Origin of the sequence: Pseudaquidulcibacter saccharophilus, assembly GCF_019455445.1 — a bacterium.
Taxonomy (GTDB): domain Bacteria; phylum Pseudomonadota; class Alphaproteobacteria; order Caulobacterales; family Aquidulcibacteraceae; genus Pseudaquidulcibacter; species Pseudaquidulcibacter saccharophilus.
On record NZ_JAHWUS010000004.1, the window covers coordinates 99,994 to 116,494 of the forward strand.

The window sequence follows — 16,501 nt, forward strand, 5'->3', positions numbered from 1 at the left end:
GGCATTACTCCTTAATCATGTGAAGATGTTCAACAACAGGGCCAAGCGCTAGTGATGGCGCATAAGTTAATACGCCAACCAAAATAATGACCCCAATAAGAATGCCGACAAATAATGGTGTATGGGTCGGTAAAGTTCCTGCTGAAATTGGAATATGTTTTTTACCAGCCAATGAACCAGCTAAAGCAAGGGTTGGAATAATAATCCAATACCGCCCTGCCAACATGCAAACCCCAAGCAATGTGTTATAGAATGGACTGTTCGCGCCAAGACCGGCAAAAGCAGAGCCATTATTATTTGCCGCAGAGGTAAATGCATACAAAACCTCGCTAAAACCTTGTGCGCCATTATTGAAAATGCCTGCCTGTCCTGCTTTGGTCATGAGAGCGATGGACACACCGATAAGCACAAAAAGGCTTGGTACCAAAACCGCCAAAGATGCCATTTTCATCTCATAAGATTGAATCTTTTTACCAAGATATTCCGGTGTTCGACCTACCATAAGGCCTGCTATAAATACGGTCATAATGACGAAGTGTAACATTCCATAAAGACCAGATCCTACGCCACCGAATACAACTTCGCCGAACATCATCAACACCATAGGTACAAGCCCGCCAAGCGGTGTAAAGCTGTCGTGCATGGCATTTACCGAACCATTGGATGCGGCGGTGGTAGCACTTGCCCAAAGGGCAGAATTAACAATGCCAAAGCGTGTTTCTTTGCCTTCCATATTACCACCGGCTTGAAGCGAATTTACGCTTTGATCTATGTTCAACGTGGTAAGGACGTGGTTGCCAGCCTGTTCTTGAGTGACGCAAAAAATTAATAATGGCGCAAAAATCAAAACCATTGCGGCAATTATAGCAAGACCTTGCTTTTTATCATTAACCATCACGCCATATGTTTGGCAAAGGGCAACCGGAATAAGTAGAATTGAAACTACTTCAATAAAATTGCTTATTGGGGTTGGGTTTTCAAATGGGTGGGCGGAATTTACATTAAAGAAACCACCACCATTAGTGCCAAGCATTTTAATTGCTTCTTGAGATGCAACAGGGCCCATTGCAATAGTTTGCTTTGCACCTTCAAGGGTTGTTATTTCAAGATAATTTTGAAAGTTTTGAATGACGCCGCTTAGACCCAATAAGATTGCAACAATTAGGGAAAGTGGTAGTAAAATGTATAGGTTTGCACGCGTGACATCTGCCCAAAAATTTCCAATGTCACTGGTTTCAACACCTCTTAACCCGCGAATTAGTGCGATTAATACGCTTAAACCAACTGCCGCTGATACAAAGTTTTGGGTGCAAAGACCTGCCATTTGGGAAAAATAGCTTAAAGTGCTTTCGCCGCCATAAGATTGCCAGTTTGTATTGGTGATGAAGCTAACTGCGGTATTGAATGCCAGGTGTGGTGAAAGTCCAGCAAACTTTTGCGGATTAAATGGCAAAAGTCCTTGGAATAATAAGATTAAATATAAAAGCACGAAACCTGCAAATGAAAATGCTAAAAGTGTAATTGCATATTCACGCCAATTCATTCCTTTTTCAGGATTAATGCTCAATAAATTGTATATGGATTTTTCGATTGGCTTAAAAATAGGGCTTAAAACAGTGTTTTTCCCTGAAAAGACGTTCGCCATATAATTGCCAATTGGAATATAAAAAATTGCCAATATTAAAAAATATGCGACGAGTTGTAATAAGCCGTTCATCGTAAGAAGATGTGCCATCTTGATACCTCAATTCACGGGAAAGTTCATGGGAATAGTTCAGGCTTTAGCAAAGCCACGAACAGATAAATTAGTAATGCAGCTGCAATGATTGCGGCTATGGCATAAAATATGGTCATTTTTCTGTCGCCTTCATTCTGTCAAGATAAACCACTACTGCACCAGTTAATGCAAAGAAAAACGCGCAGATAAATAAATATACAAAAGCCATTTTGACCTCCTGTCATGAAGGGGTTTAATATTTTCGGTGTATATTGGTTGTTAATTTATTGCCGTGGCGCGTATGAAAAGCGTAAAGATTTATTGAAATCGGTTATTGGTTTTATTGGTGAAGACAAACTTGCGCGCAATGTAATGTACAAATTGGGGAATTTAGCACACTTTAAAGCCAGAATAGGGAATGGACTCGCGTTGTCTAGCACATAATTTAGCACATAAAAATATTTAGCAGATGAAAATACAAATTAAAACAATTAATTATGCAAAATAAAATCAGGCTCATAACCTGAAGGCCGCAGGTTCAAATCCTGCCCCCGCACCCAAAACACACAATAAGTCATTTATTACTCACAGCCGAGAAAAATATTCAGCGGCTTTAATAGGCTTAAATATTACAAATCTCACCTATCGGTGATGAAATTGCAATCAGCTTCTTTGGATGACTATCTCTCATTTGTAATCCTTGCCAGAACAAGAAAATTATATTCATAAGCTACCTGTTTTGATAGCATAGGCTTTTGTGTGAAATTACGTTTCAAATCTTTAAGAAATCAATTGTATATTTCAAGAAGGATTCAGCCTGTTCCCAGTGGGGGTAATGACCGCAATTTTCAATGATTGCAAGTTTTGAATTTTCAATTAATTCATGAGCAATGTTTGCCTGAAAAAGCGGAAAAACTTTATCTTGTTTCCCCCAGATTATTAGACAATCACATTTAATATTACGAGCACATTCACGGAAACTTTCAACATTCTTTACGCCAAAAGGTCCAATGCCACTTTTGACACATCGTATAAAGGCTCTTTGATAGCCTTTCATTGAAGAGTATTTAGTGATTGTTTCAAGTAATTCATGCGTCACGTTATTTTTATCTGCCATTGAAAGTGACATTGAAAATTTATTTGATGAATATGAAGGTGTTCCAAGTATGTAACCGATTAAAGGTAAAGAAGGTGCCCTCATAATAATATTACATTCACGACCAAAGCCACCAGGCGCCATAAGGATTATTTTATTCATCCTGTGTTGGTGCTTTTTACTAAGCCTTACTAAAGTGCTACCGCCAAGAGAGCTTCCAATTAGATGCGCATTTTCGATATTAAGGGTATCCATAAAAGCAATGATTTGTTCACCGAAAAATTCAGAATCATAATTTACATTAGGTTTATCTGCTTGACCAAAACCTGGAAAATCAAACGCCAATACACGGAATTTATCTTTTAACCCGTCAATAATTTTCCCCCATATTTCAATCGATAAAGCAAGACCATGTAATAAAATTACGGCTTCGCCATTCCCACCGCTGTCATAATAACGCGTAAAATAATTATTATTAAGTTTTATAATTTGGGTATTAAAATTAAACATGGCAGAGAATATTAATCTAAAACAACCTTATCTCAATATTAATATTTAAAGTTTATATATTTTATTAAGGGGCTGATGATTTCATGTTTTTTGATATATTAACTTCACAAAGGTTAAATCTATCTTTTTCACCATCTAAAGACATAAAAGTTCGAATAATTGAATGCCCAGGTGAGTGGTTGCCCGACAATGAACTTAAAGAACTAGCAAATGAATGTAAAACGATTGCTAGAGAATGCCTTAAGGGTGTTGTTTTGGATTATGGAATCTTTTCCGATGATCCGGAAAATTTAAAAAATACAATCATAACATTAATCAAAAATAATAAAGATGAACCGATCGCTTTTAATGCAATGCCACTAATTAAAGTGAATATTGGTGGTAGTCAGACGGAATTATTACATCTTGGCCTTGTTATGGTTCGCCCCGATGTAAGATCATCAGGGTTGTCATGGATACTTTATGGTTTAACATGCATATTATTATTTACAAGGCGGCAACTACGACCTTTATGGGTTAGCAGCGTAACCCAAGTTCCTGCTGTTGTTGGTATGGTTGCGCAAACATTTGACAATGTTTGGCCAGCACAAAAAGGTACAGAGCCAAGTTTTGCCCATCAGTATATTGCAAGACAAATTATGGGCTCATATCGCCATATTTTTGGCGTTGGCGACGATGCCGGCTATGAGATTGACAACAGTATAATAACTAACGCTTATACTGGTGGTTCTGATAATCTTAAAAAAACTTTTGCCGATGCACAGAAACACCGTGACGCTGTTTATAATGAATTTTGCTTGGAGCGCTTAAATTACGAACGAGGCGATGATGTTCTGCAAATCGGCCAGTTAAATATAAAAAGTGCCGGAGGCTTTATAAGAAAATCAACGCCAAAAAACGCAATTCCGCAAATTGTGGTGCAGATTTTACTATTAAGCATTCAGTCGATTGTTGCTCCAATAATTCAATGGATATGTTCTGACAAACAGCTTGGAAGATTAAGGCCGAACAAATGATGGATAATGCTTCAGAAATATTTTCCTATAAAACCATGATTACGCGTAATGCAGGTTTTATTAATGCTGATGAACAGGGTAAATTGCGTAATGCAAGAGTTTTTATTCCAGGCATAGGCGGAATGGGTGGCGCGGCGTTTATGGCAATGTTACGTGCAGGTATCGGAAATTTTATAATTGCAGATCTTGATGGTTTTGAAATTTCCAACCTTAATCGACAATTATTTTGCAATCTTGATACGGTAAATATTCACAAAGCAGTCGCAGCAAAAGCACAAGCGCTTAAAATAAACCCTGAAGTGAATATAGAAGTTTATCACGGTGACTGGACTGAGAATTTAGAAGAAATAGCTACAAAGTCTGATATTTTTGTAAATGGAATGGATGATGCCGCTGCTGGCGTCCATTTATATCGCATTGCCAAAAAGCATGGGTTAAAAGTCATTGATGCTTATGCTTCGCCATTGCCATCTGTAACAATGGTTTGCCCTGAAGACCCGCGCCCGGAGGAGCGCTTAAATTACCCGACAATAGGCATAGATTGGAAAAACATCACACGGGAAATGCGCAATGAATGTCTAATGCGGGAAATCGAATATGTATTGGTAAATTCAAATTCGCATAAATATGTTGATTTGGAAATTGCCGCGGAAGTAGCTGCGGGTAAGCGTTCGCGTTTTTCATTTTCAACCATGGTAACTATGGCAGGAACTATGATGGCTGAAGAAGCTATTCGACAAATTTTAGGGCGTGCAGGCGGTGCAGATTATCGTGGTTATTTCTTTAATACTCACACCACCAAAACCGAAAGACCGTTATCGCCATTATTAGCAAATATAAAGCTTTATTTCGTAAGAAAGTTTTTAAATAAGCTGATAGGTGAGTAATGCTCATAGCGGATGCAATTCTAAACTTTATAACACTGATTGGCGTGGTTGCCGCATTTCTGGCTGGTCTTAAACCAAATAAGTCAAGCTTAGACAATAAACTTAGTATTCTATACGGAAGTTTAGTTGTGTTTTTCCTCGCTCGGCAAATTTTTTATTTTCATTTGTTGCCCTTTTTGGTGAATATTATAATGGCATCAGGTGCAATCATGCCATTCTTAATATTATTGATTGCCGAAGAAGTTTTAAGACGACACGCAAAAAAATATATCAAACTTTTTGTATTAGTCGGCGCAGGAATTTTCTTCGCTGGCGCACTGTTTCTGGGAGCGGTATGGCCAGTTTTTTGGTTGACGCTTTTTGCGGCATATTGCGCACTAAGCCTTTTGATAATTACGTTATTTTTGATTAAAAACCGCAATAATCAAAATTCACTCTTTGAAACAAAAATGGTGGATAGTTTTACAATCGCAATTGCCGTTTGCTCATTACTTGTAGTTACTGAATTTAGGGGGTTGTGGCCGAATATACCGATAACTTTGGGGGCAATTGGCATACTAATTTTTGTAAATACCACATATGCATTGTCGTCGGAAAAAGGATCGCCACGAGAGCTTTTACAGGATTTGGCAATCATATCTCTAAGCGTGACATTATTAGATATTGCTATTTTAATATTGCGACCTGGTGTTGGCTTTAATTTGATGATGCAAGTTTGGGCTTTTGCCTTTGCGATAAATATTGTTCTTCTTGGTCTTTATCGAAACATTGAAAATTATCTTGATGCAAGATTCGGTAAAAACCTCCTCGAAAAAATTAGCGAGATTGGCGATAATTCAAGCCTTAATGAAATTATTTCAGCACATCCTTTAACTTCATCAGGGAAAATTCTGGGTTTAAAGGAATTGCAATTATACGATGACGAAACAATAAGTGATTTTTTACAAGAGCGTGTGATAAATCGCGAAACCTATACCAAAACTAAAACCGCAGAGGCATTATCAAATCTATTAGATGAAACAGGGGCTAATTATCTTCTGCGCCTCAATAGGTCTCCCGCAAAATTTTTGGCAATTGCTACTGGGCAAATTGGCTTTGATAAAAAATTGGACACAGAACTGAGAATATTTACCTTAATTGCCGAAAGGGCAGGTAATGATTAAATTAGTTGAAAATGACAAAGCGGCATTTTTTGAAACCACATTCAATATTTACGATGACACTGATAATTATGTTGCACCAATGAAATCGGATATATTCCGATTTCTGGATGCTGAAAAAAACCCGTTATTCAGTTGTGGTAACCCTTTTAAGTTTTGGGTGGTTTTTGAAGGCGGAAAACCTGTTGGCCGGATTATTGCCAATATTCACCGCCAATCTAATGAATTACACAGTATTAAACGTGCTCAATTTGGTTTTTTTGACTGCAAAAATGATGATAAAATTGCGAAAATTTTGCTTGATGTTGCCGCTGAATTTGCAAGTGAATATGGCATGACAGAGCTTGTCGGAAATTTTAACCTTACCGCAATGCAACAGGCGGGAATTGTTACCGAAGGATTTGGCGTTAAAACTTATACTGATATGGTTGTAAACCCGCCATATATTCCAAAGTTGCTTGAAAAAAATGGATTTATACGATTTTTTCCAATGTCTACGTTCACCCTTGATGTCGCCAATGCCACAATAAATGCCCCAGATTATGAGGAGTTTACCGCCCGTGGTTTTAGCTTTGCTCCAATCTTGCGTAAAGATTTTAAAAAAAGAATGGAAGAAGCTCGCATCGTCTTAAATGATGGCTTTAGTGAAAACCCAATGTTTGTTCCACTAACACCAGAGGAATTCACATTTCAGGCACAAGAAATGATGTCGATACTTGACCCCAGATTATCTGCAATAGTGCATCATGACGGGAAACCTGTTGGTACGATAATTTGTATCCCTGATTTGAATGGTTTTATGAAAGATTCCAAATCAAGATATAATTTTATGACCTTATTCAATTTCATAAAATATCGCTTTAACCGCAAACGGGCAGTTATAATTTTTTATTCAGTGGCAAAAGAATTTCATAAAATGGGAATTAACCCTGCAATGTTGGGGCATGTTATTAAAGCACTTAAAGTCGGCGGTTATGAAGAATTGGGGATTACCTGGATAGCCGACATAAATAAAGCCAGCCTTAGACAAATTGAAAAAATCGGCGCAAAAAAATTGCAAGGCCTGCATCTTTTTAAAAAGGAAATCTCATAATGTTGTTTACACGTGAACAGCAATTAAAACTTATTGCTGCGGTTGCAAACGCACCAAGCGTACATAATGTTCAACCAGCACGTTTTCATTTCACGGGTGATAATATTTACCTTTTAGAAGATTTAACTCGTCGTATTCCATGTGGTGACCCAATGGGGCGTGATACAGGTTTTAGCCTTGGAATTGCCGCCGAAGGATTAAGGATAGAGCTTGCAAATCAAGGCTACTCGCTTGTTGATAAGGGTGAGTTTGACAGTGATATTGGCTTTGGAAATAACATTAAAACGTGCAGGGCTTTTGAAATCACAAAAGGTGCAGGAAAACATCCGCTTGCAGAATTTGTAACTAAAAGATATTCACAACGTGGGAATTTTAATAAAGTGCTTCCCCGGGATACTGCCGCCGCAAAATCATTATCTGACGATAATATTATTTCTGTAACCGAAAAAGAAGATTTAAAAGAAATTGGTAAGATTTATGATGCCGCAAGCCTAAGATTTTTTCGGGATGATAATTTTCGCGAAGAATTATTATCGTGGATGCGCCTTTCCAAAAAACACCCCAAATGGTCTATTGATGGTCTAAATTATGATGCAATGGCAATGTCCGAATTTGAAGCGAAAGCAGCGGGCATTGTATTAAGCAAAAAAATATTTCCCTTGATTGATAAAATTGGGCTGGGGGGGCCAATAACAGCCGAAGCAGGCAAAGTTATTGGAAGTGCGGGCGTAATATTATTACACCGCCCAAAAACCGAAAGCCATTATGAAAGCGGAAGACATTTTTACCTAACCTGGCTTAAAATTGTTGCAAATGGCTTTCAAGCGGCGGTAATGGCTTCTTTGGCAGATGATATAGAATGTCAGAATCTTTTATGCAATAAATATAATATTGGCAACGAAAGACGAATTATTACCACATTTCGTATAGGTCGTTCCGATAATATGGCAATTCGCGCGCGGTTAAAGCCAGAGGATTTGTTATTATAGTAATTTAAGATATTCGATTAAAGACTTTTGGTCATCAGGTGTTAATTCTGACCCGTAATCATGCCCCGAATTTGACATTCCGGATTTTGTCGTTTCGTATATTTCAGGTTTTGACCACGGTTTATAGTTTGCGGGATAATTTCCGTTCTCATCAATCTTTATCCCAAGTTTGACGAAATCAAGGCTATGCCCACCAGTCATAAATTTTTTTGGTCTTTTTGACGGGTTTAATAACGCATCAATAGTGGGAACAGAACCATTATGAAGATATGGCGCACTTTGCCATATGCCTGATAATGGTGTTCCGACATATTCACCGGTATGTTTGGCGATCAAATCTTTTTTATAAATTGTAGAATTTACTGCATTTGCCGCATTTTGATTAAATACCTGCGCCCGTCTTTTATCGGTTCCGACATCACCAATCCAATTTGGGAATTGCACCAATTTTGGATTAGATAAATCATAATTATAATATCCGTGACAGGACGCACATTTTTCACCATAAATTCCTTCACCCTTTTTGGCTGCAACCATATTGATTTTTGCAGGGTATTTGGGCGCGTGATAATCTTTTAAAAATGCATAGACATCTTTGGCTTTGTTGTAATTTCTATGGGTTACATTTGGACTTACTCCCATGCTTGGTACAGAAAAGAAACTTGTAATTATTGCAAGTCTGTCGATGCTTTTTTGGTTTATGTCCTTATATTTCAAAGGAATTTGTCTTTTATCCTTGCTTGGTGCATAGGCCCCATCATAAAGCATTGAGCTTCGCCAAGCCCTGTCTCCAAGGTCGGGAATTGATGTGAAACCTGTTTCATTGTTGCCACCATCATCCATATCCAATTTCATCATAAGTTTAAGTGCGGCAACACCGTTTGTAACCCCAGGTGAACCGCTAGGAAATGGTAAAGCACGTCCACTTTTTGCAAGCATTTTCATACGATTTTCTATTTGCGGCAGAATGAAATATTTAATCATAAACATTTCGGTGGCGGTGGTTTCAGGATAAATTTGTTTTATGGTCTTCAGTAAGCGTTCTTTATCATTAAGGCTGATTATGTATGAATTATAAACCTCTTGTATATAGGCCTCTAAATTAAGTGAAGTATTGGGTGATCCGAGCCATATTTTATCTGTATTAGGTGTACCATCTTCATTATATAAAACGCCGCTATGACAAGATGAACAGCCAATATTTGCCATCTGAACCCCTAAAAGATTACCATAAACCATGCCATTGGGTAATTGCGATTTTATGGGTTTTGCACCTTTAGGAAAATTTGCAATTTCTTTGTATTTTAGAAAACCAAATTGTTGGAAAATATTATCAATTTCAGATTTATTTGTTTTGATATTGGGGTTAATATGCTGTTCATTAATGATAAGCGATGCAGTAGTTATTTTCCACGGAATAGCATGTGTCTTCAAAGCTCCTAAACTTAACCCGCCCCAAGCGTCGCCTGAAAAATAAAAAGCGCCACGCTCTTTGGGTGATAAATTTGGCAAATCTGAAGCGACTAAATCCGAATTTGCACCATTTTCAAATTTCTTGAAAATAAAAATACCAAACACAACAATAATAAAAATTATTACAAAAATTGATAAATTTCGTTTTTTCATTAATCATTCCTGTAAAACTGGTATAATTTTGTTGTTTTACAACAATTGACTAATCAAAATATTAACAACCTAAGTTTGCGTTGATTTAGCAGATTTGATATCTTAAAAGGAAAAATCAGAATTAAACACATGACATAAAATTCCAAAACTTCTTCACGATGTATGAAGCAATTTTATTGTATTATTTATTTCGCAATAATGAAAAGTTAATGTCAAATAATTGTTATAACGACTAACTAAACAGCCCCAATTATTACATTTTTTTTAGGGGCAAAAAATGAGTTATCGTTATTCTGCATTGTGTTTAAGTACTGCTTTAATTGCGCTTTTTGCAGCTTCACCTACTATTAGTTATGCTCAAAATGTTACTTCAGGTAATATTCAAGGGCGGGTAATAAATACTGCGACAGGCGAATATATTGCCAATGCAGAAGTTAGAATTGAAGGCACAAATATTTCTGCTTATTCTGGTGACGGCGGTGTTTTCTTTTTAAATGGTGTTCCTGCCGGTACGGCAAATCTTACTGTAAGATATGCAGGCTTGCAGGAATGGAAATCACCGGTTGAAGTTGGAATAAATCAGACCGCGACATTAAACATTGAATTAAAACCAATGTCATATACTTCATTGGGCAGCAGTGACCCCAACACCGTAATTGTTACCGCCGCACGTGGTGGACAAGCAAAAGCATTGATGGAGCGCCGCGCATCTTTAAATGCAAAAAGCGTGGTTGCCGCCGATAATTACGGAATTTTGACCATGGGCGATGTGGGCGAATTTATGAAAAATATGCCCGGTCTATCTCTTGATTATACAGAAGTTGATGCAACTTCGGTTCGTATTGGTGGCCTTGACCCGAAATATTCAACATTCACAACAGATGGCGCGCGCATGGCGACAGCTACATCAAATAATAATAGTGGGCGTCAGAACTCATTTGAGCAAATGTCGATTACAGGTATTGATTCAATTGAGTTAAATAACACTTTAACCGCCAGTATGGATGCCGACTCACCGGGGGGCAGCATCAATATGCGCAGCCAATATGCCTTCCAACGTAAAAGCCGTTTATTGCGTTTCCAAATTGGCGGTGTGGGAACATCTGATTCCCGCCGTAATCCAATTTATTTTCCTGATGATAAAAAACATTCAACCATTTATCCATCTGCACAATTTGGTTATGGTGATGTATTTCTTGATGGTCGTTTGGGTATTGCATTTAACGCAAGTTATAATGCAAACTATGTCCAACAAGACAGAATACAAACAGATTGGTCTTATCTTCCTGATGGTCGTGTTATGCCTTATCAGGTAATGTGGCGCCCGGGTCCGAAGCTAACCCATCGTAAAGCCGCTAACCTTGCCGTTGATTACAAGATTACAGACAAGCTCGCATTATCATTACGTGGCACATATTCTTTTTATGATGTGGAATATTTCAACCAATATACTTATTTAATTTTTGGTACGACAACGAAATCTTATGCAACGGCTGATTCAACGCCAACTCATATTGTCGTAAATGCAAATGGAACTAATACCCGCCTTCATACCCAATATTCACACCGTTATGCGGCAACTCCCGTGTATCTTTTTGCGCCAAAACTTGAATATAGAGGTGACACTATCGAAGCCGTTTTGCGCGGTAGTTATTCAACATCTCAATTCAACTTCCGCGATAATAGCAAGGGGTTTTTCCAACGTACTGATAGTTATCTAACAAATATCGGTTTTACACTTGACCGTGCATCAGAAGATTCAAACGCATGGACACTTAATCAAACCGCTGGCCGTCCTTGGGGTGATGCAACAAGCTTCAACCGTGACAGTGATATTGGTAATAATATCCGCACCTCAGAATCCGATGCAAAAGGCAAGATGTATGGTTTAAACCTTGATTTGAAGAAGAGGCTTAATGTCAATTCGGTTCAAGTAACAATGCTTGCCGGTCTCGGTGGGCGGACAAATGAATGGCAAACCAACGAAGGTTCTTATCAACAATTCCAATATGTTGGGCCAAATAATGATCTGACACAAAAAGACCCAGCGGCAATGATTCCTGCAACAAACTATTATGATTTTGTTATTAAAGGTTTCGATGCTGGTAATCTTAATTTACAAAATTGGCGTGCCGACAGCAATTATGCGATGTACGATATATATGCTGCACATCCTGAATATTTTGTTGCGGACACTGTGGGCAATTTAAAGCGTAAATTAGACAATAACAAAAAGATCGAAGAAGAAATTTATGCCGCTTATGGAGAGACGCAGGCAGAGATTGGCAAGGCACGATTTGACCTTGGTTTGCGATATGAAAAAACAAAAACAGCATCAAGAATAGCGGATATCCGCCCGGCAAAAGAGGTTACTGCTGCAGGATATTCATTAAGCACTGTAGAAGGGCTTTTGTATCAATATCATAATGGCACTTATTCCACGCGTCGTGGCGAGTATGATGATTGGTTTTTAAGTGGTGGGATGAAATATGATTTCAGCAAAAAGCTGGTCGGTCAAATTGCATTTAGCCAGTCTATCTTGCGCCCTGACTATGGAAACTTGGGTGGGGTTGTGTCCGTGAACGATGATACGATGATTGTTACGGTTCCCAACCCTGAACTTAAGCCAGAACATTCAACCAAATATTATGTAAGCTTACAATATTATCTTGAGCCATCTGGTATTATTGGGCTTTCTGCATATAAGCTTGACATGAAGGACATGCAGGTAACGGGTATTACCGTTAATCCAGAAGATGTTGGTTATAGTTCATCTGACTATCCAGGTTATATATTCCGTAGTGCGCAAAATCTTGCAGGGACCAGCACAAATAATGGAGTGGTCTTTGAATATGATCAACAAATGACCTTTCTTCCTGGATGGTTAAAAGGAATTGGGTTGCGCGGTTCTATTACACAGGTTGACCCCGATGGTGAACGTGTGAGTATGCCAAAAACCTCTACTAATTGGGGGCTGAAGTATAATCGCGGGCCATTTAACTTCCAGCTTACTGGCAATTGGCAGTCAAAATATCGTACAAGTTCGCTTAGTAATACGCCAACTACCGCAAATAACGGCATTTTATACCATGCCGACCGTGAATTATGGAACATAAGTGCCAGCTACAAATTCAAAAATAACTTTGAATTTATGGTCGCAGGTCGCAACATCTTTAATGCCCCTGATATTATTTATTCAAACATTCCAAGCCGTGTACAGCAATATAGCATATATGGATCTATGTGGAATGTTGGTATCAAAGGAACTTTTTAAAAAAGGAATTGCCATGATTACGAATATTGATCGTCGTAGTTTGATTTTGGGCGGAAGCATTGGGCTTATGTCGCTCTTACTTCCTGCTGGGCGAACGCTTGCGCAAGATTTACTTACTGCGAAAGGTTTTACGCATAATGTGGCAAGTGGTGAGCCATCTGAAGATTCGGTATTATTGTGGACACGCTATGTTTCCGCACAAAATGATATTGTCGAACTCGAAGTTGAGGTGGCTTCAGATAAGGATTTCACAAAAAAAATTGCTGGCGGCAGTATACAAACCGGTTCATGGCGTGATTGGACGGCAAAAATAACGATTGATGGGTTAAAACCAGGAAGTGTATATTGGTATCGTTTTATTGCTCCTGATGGCAGTAAATCGCCAATCGGCAGAACCAAAACGCTTCCGGTAGGCAATGTTAAGCGCTTTGGGTTGGCAGTGTTTTCATGTTCAAATTTTCCGGTAGGGTGGTTTAATGCTTACGCCCATGCGGCGGCGCGTGATGACCTTGACTTATGGATGCATGTTGGCGATTATTTTTATGAATATGGCAATTCGTCCAATCATGACAACATCGTTGCGGGAAGGGTGGTAGCACCCGATCATGAAATTATCGCACTTGCAGACTATCGTTTGCGTTACGCTTGTTATCGTGCAGATGCAGATTTGCAAGCTTTGCACCAAATGGCGCCTATGACCGCATTTTGGGATGACCATGAATCCGCCAATGACAGTTGGGAAGGTGGTGCGCAAAACCATCAACCTGACAAGGAAGGTGATTGGAGCATTCGCCGCGCTGCCGCGATGCAGGCCTATCGTGAATGGATGCCGGTTTCTGAAGAGCCATGGAAGGCATATCAAATCGGTAATTTGGCAACTTTATATCGCACCGAATCCCGTCTTTTGGGACGTACCAAACAGGCTGATATTGGTGCGGCATATCGTGCAACAAATATTGATGCCGCGCTTGATACATTTCGTGATGGAGAGTGGCAGAACCCATCGGCAACAATGCTTGGTTCAACTCAAGAAAGTTGGCTGTATCATGGGTTTAAAAACAATTCACGTTCAACAATTTGGCAATTAGTTGGTATGGGAACGATAATGGGGCGAACAATAATGCCCAATGATGCTATTGGTTGGCTAAAAGCTGATGCCAGTGAACGTAATATAGCTAATTTTAAAAATAATGTTCTTGCCGCCAAACACGGTCTTCCAATGTGGATGGACAGATGGGATGGTTATCCTGCGGCGCGTTCACGCCTATTAAAGGCGGCGCAAGATGCCGATGCAAACTTGGTAATGCTATCTGGCGATAGCCATAACGCTTGGGCGTATGAATTAGCTGAAGATAAACGTCCCGCAGGTGTAGAATTTGCCGGACATAGTGTAAGTTCAAACGGCATTGAGGGCAGCATGGGCGCAGATCCAAAAATTGTTGCAAATGGTTTTGTTACTACTAACCATGAGATGAAATGGGCAAATACCCATCAACGTGGTTATATGATGATTGAAATCACCCCACAAAATGTTACGGGAGAATGGCTGTTTATGCAGACAGTAAAAACTAAAACAACCACGCTTGCAGGTACGCATCGTATGAAGGTCGAGCGCGGTCGTAATATTTTTAGTGTATGATTTTGTTTAATTCCTCAATGCCTGTCGGGCTGAACGGCTGCTGATTATTTCCTGTCCAACGCATTAGAGTTAGGTCAGCAGTTTGTTGATCTTTACTGCCCGAATTTACCGCCAGATAAAATAATCCATTACCAACAGGTTGCATGCCGACATCGGCTTTTTGGTTCCAGCCCGAGGTGCCACTTTTAGGCTCATAAAGACCGTCTTTTGCAAGCGGTATTAAAAGTCCTTTTTCCCACTTTTTGCCATTTTTATCGGGAACACCGACTAGGTCAGAGATTAACGGTTGGCTTTTTGCGTCTATTGCAAATAATGTGTAATTTGGGAAATTTGGTTTCTTACCTTTATAGACGCCCATAAACCAACGTTTTGAATTATCATCATAAGCAAGGTTTTGCACACCATATGTGGTGTTTCCAGTATAGACAAAATATTTGCCATTGACCTTATTTGGCCCATTATGATGTGGCGCGGTCTCGATAAGTGGGCTTAGATATTTTTTCCAATCTTTTACATCGTACTGTAATAATACTTGGTGGTCATTATCGCTGCGACTAATATCGCTATATATGCCATAAGCAACTGTAAGATAATGTTTTCCGTCAATATGTCCCATTTTTGGGCCAAACGAAACGCCATCAATACCGGAACATCCATAATGATGATCTTTTGATTGCATTTGTCCATCTTTTAAGCCATCATCATTTGTACCGTTTATTCCGTCATGATTTAAATCAGCAATATAATCTTCCGCCACTTCTTTTAGATATACGGTGCGCAAAATTCCTGTTTCAGCGGCTTTTATGCCAACGGCATTGATTTTATCAACATCAATAACTGCAATATAAAAAGCATTATCTTTTTTATATTCAAGCGAGCCGTAAACCAAACCGTCATCTGGATTAAAATCCAAATCACCAAGATGCCCATTCCAGCCAGTTAATGTACCAATCAATTTTCCATCAAAATCATATTTTGCAAGAAGGTTGGTGAATGAATAATAAATATAGCCGCCCTTTGTATCGACGGCAATTCCCTGCACATGCCCAGAATCCCATGTGCCGCCATTTTGCTTAACCGGAAGATTATGGATGCTTTGTGCGTTTGCGATTTGTGTGGATATAGATAATGCAAAGAATAATATAAATAAGAAGCGGACCATTTTAATTTCAAATATATCATTTAATCAGTGAGATTAATGTAATTCAAAAATACAAAATATTGATGACAATTTTTTGGTTTGGACAAAATGATAAAGAAAACCAACGTTCTCTATAAATTTATATATTTATGTCGCGATTGGAAGCATAAATTATTTATTTCATTATAAGTTACATGAAAATCTATACATAAAACAAATGATTGAGAGAAAAGTAATCCGGCTCATAACCTGAAGGCCGCAGGTTCAAATCCTGCCCCCGCACCCAAAACACACAATATAATCAATTTATTACTCACAGTCTCAAGCAATACTTGGGGCTTTATAGAGGCTTA

At 38.7% G+C, this 16,501-nt stretch carries 12 protein-coding genes; 7 read left to right on the top strand and 5 right to left on the bottom strand.

The features are described from left to right. Positions 1-4: 4 nt before the first annotated feature. The 3 genes from kdpA to KXV15_RS11845 all read right to left on the bottom strand — a co-directional run bounded on the left by kdpA (position 5) and on the right by KXV15_RS11845 (position 3,323). Positions 5-1,735: a potassium-transporting ATPase subunit KdpA gene (kdpA, locus tag KXV15_RS11840; protein ID WP_240008417.1), complete on the bottom strand. Its 1,731-nt coding sequence runs from the start codon at positions 1,733-1,735 to the stop codon at positions 5-7. 26 nt (positions 1,736-1,761) lie between these two features. Then, complete coding sequence (gene kdpF, locus KXV15_RS13575; protein WP_420830587.1) at positions 1,762-1,854, bottom strand: K(+)-transporting ATPase subunit F; 93 nt, start codon at positions 1,852-1,854, stop codon at positions 1,762-1,764. A 635-nt stretch (positions 1,855-2,489) separates the two neighbouring features. Next, a complete protein-coding gene (locus KXV15_RS11845; RefSeq protein ID WP_240008418.1) occupies positions 2,490-3,323 on the bottom strand; it encodes an alpha/beta fold hydrolase in 834 nt (277 codons plus the stop codon). A gap of 83 nt (positions 3,324-3,406) precedes the next feature. Here KXV15_RS11845 and KXV15_RS11850 point away from each other — a divergent pair, with 83 nt between their 5' ends. The 5 genes from KXV15_RS11850 to KXV15_RS11870 all read left to right on the top strand — a co-directional run bounded on the left by KXV15_RS11850 (position 3,407) and on the right by KXV15_RS11870 (position 8,468). Then, a complete protein-coding gene (locus tag KXV15_RS11850; RefSeq protein WP_240008419.1) occupies positions 3,407-4,339 on the top strand; it encodes a hypothetical protein in 933 nt (310 codons plus the stop codon). Then, positions 4,336-5,226 carry a ThiF family adenylyltransferase gene (locus tag KXV15_RS11855; protein WP_240008420.1) on the top strand — a complete coding sequence of 297 codons (891 nt, stop codon included), beginning with the start codon at positions 4,336-4,338 and terminating at the stop codon, positions 5,224-5,226. The genes KXV15_RS11850 and KXV15_RS11855 overlap by 4 nt, the downstream gene beginning before the upstream one ends. A 176-nt stretch (positions 5,227-5,402) precedes the next feature. Continuing rightward, positions 5,403-6,389: a hypothetical protein gene (locus KXV15_RS11860; RefSeq protein WP_240008421.1), complete on the top strand. Its 987-nt coding sequence runs from the start codon at positions 5,403-5,405 to the stop codon at positions 6,387-6,389. Beyond that, positions 6,382-7,479, top strand: a complete 1,098-nt coding sequence (locus KXV15_RS11865; RefSeq protein ID WP_240008422.1) for a GNAT family N-acetyltransferase — start codon at positions 6,382-6,384, stop codon at positions 7,477-7,479. The genes KXV15_RS11860 and KXV15_RS11865 overlap by 8 nt, the downstream gene beginning before the upstream one ends. Then, the gene (locus tag KXV15_RS11870; RefSeq protein WP_240008423.1) at positions 7,479-8,468 is read left to right on the top strand and encodes a hypothetical protein; all 990 of its coding nucleotides are present in this window, start codon (positions 7,479-7,481) and stop codon (positions 8,466-8,468) included. Before KXV15_RS11865 ends, KXV15_RS11870 begins: the two co-directional genes overlap by 1 nt. Here KXV15_RS11870 and KXV15_RS11875 read toward each other — a convergent pair. Beyond that, positions 8,463-10,094, bottom strand: a complete 1,632-nt coding sequence (locus KXV15_RS11875; protein ID WP_240008424.1) for a c-type cytochrome — start codon at positions 10,092-10,094, stop codon at positions 8,463-8,465. The two genes, KXV15_RS11870 and KXV15_RS11875, sit on opposite strands and share 6 nt — an antisense overlap. Before the next feature lie 277 nt (positions 10,095-10,371). Here KXV15_RS11875 and KXV15_RS11880 point away from each other — a divergent pair, with 277 nt between their 5' ends. Beyond that, complete coding sequence (locus KXV15_RS11880; RefSeq protein ID WP_240008425.1) at positions 10,372-13,368, top strand: TonB-dependent receptor; 2,997 nt, start codon at positions 10,372-10,374, stop codon at positions 13,366-13,368. Positions 13,369-13,381: 13 nt separating this feature from the next. Continuing rightward, the gene (locus KXV15_RS11885) at positions 13,382-15,007 is read left to right on the top strand and encodes an alkaline phosphatase D family protein (protein WP_240008426.1); all 1,626 of its coding nucleotides are present in this window, start codon (positions 13,382-13,384) and stop codon (positions 15,005-15,007) included. Here KXV15_RS11885 and KXV15_RS11890 read toward each other — a convergent pair. Further along, a complete protein-coding gene (locus KXV15_RS11890; protein ID WP_240008427.1) occupies positions 14,997-16,169 on the bottom strand; it encodes a YncE family protein in 1,173 nt (390 codons plus the stop codon). The two genes, KXV15_RS11885 and KXV15_RS11890, sit on opposite strands and share 11 nt — an antisense overlap. Between the last annotated feature and the right edge of the window lie 332 nt (positions 16,170-16,501).

What these genes read in the sequence shown, in the direction of transcription:
- KXV15_RS11855 (WP_240008420.1), top strand. Translation starts at nt 4,336, where the DNA reads ATGATGGATAATGCTTCAGAAATATTTTCCTATAAAACCATGATTACG.
- KXV15_RS11870 (WP_240008423.1), top strand. Translation starts at nt 7,479, where the DNA reads ATGTTGTTTACACGTGAACAGCAATTAAAACTTATTGCTGCGGTTGCA.
- KXV15_RS11845 (WP_240008418.1), bottom strand. Translation starts at nt 3,323, where the DNA reads ATGTTTAATTTTAATACCCAAATTATAAAACTTAATAATAATTATTTT.
- KXV15_RS11850 (WP_240008419.1), top strand. Translation starts at nt 3,407, where the DNA reads ATGTTTTTTGATATATTAACTTCACAAAGGTTAAATCTATCTTTTTCA.
- KXV15_RS11885 (WP_240008426.1), top strand. Translation starts at nt 13,382, where the DNA reads ATGATTACGAATATTGATCGTCGTAGTTTGATTTTGGGCGGAAGCATT.
- KXV15_RS11880 (WP_240008425.1), top strand. Translation starts at nt 10,372, where the DNA reads ATGAGTTATCGTTATTCTGCATTGTGTTTAAGTACTGCTTTAATTGCG.
- KXV15_RS11875 (WP_240008424.1), bottom strand. Translation starts at nt 10,094, where the DNA reads ATGAAAAAACGAAATTTATCAATTTTTGTAATAATTTTTATTATTGTT.
- kdpF (WP_420830587.1), bottom strand. Translation starts at nt 1,854, where the DNA reads ATGACCATATTTTATGCCATAGCCGCAATCATTGCAGCTGCATTACTA.
- KXV15_RS11865 (WP_240008422.1), top strand. Translation starts at nt 6,382, where the DNA reads ATGATTAAATTAGTTGAAAATGACAAAGCGGCATTTTTTGAAACCACA.
- KXV15_RS11890 (WP_240008427.1), bottom strand. Translation starts at nt 16,169, where the DNA reads ATGGTCCGCTTCTTATTTATATTATTCTTTGCATTATCTATATCCACA.
- kdpA (WP_240008417.1), bottom strand. Translation starts at nt 1,735, where the DNA reads ATGGCACATCTTCTTACGATGAACGGCTTATTACAACTCGTCGCATAT.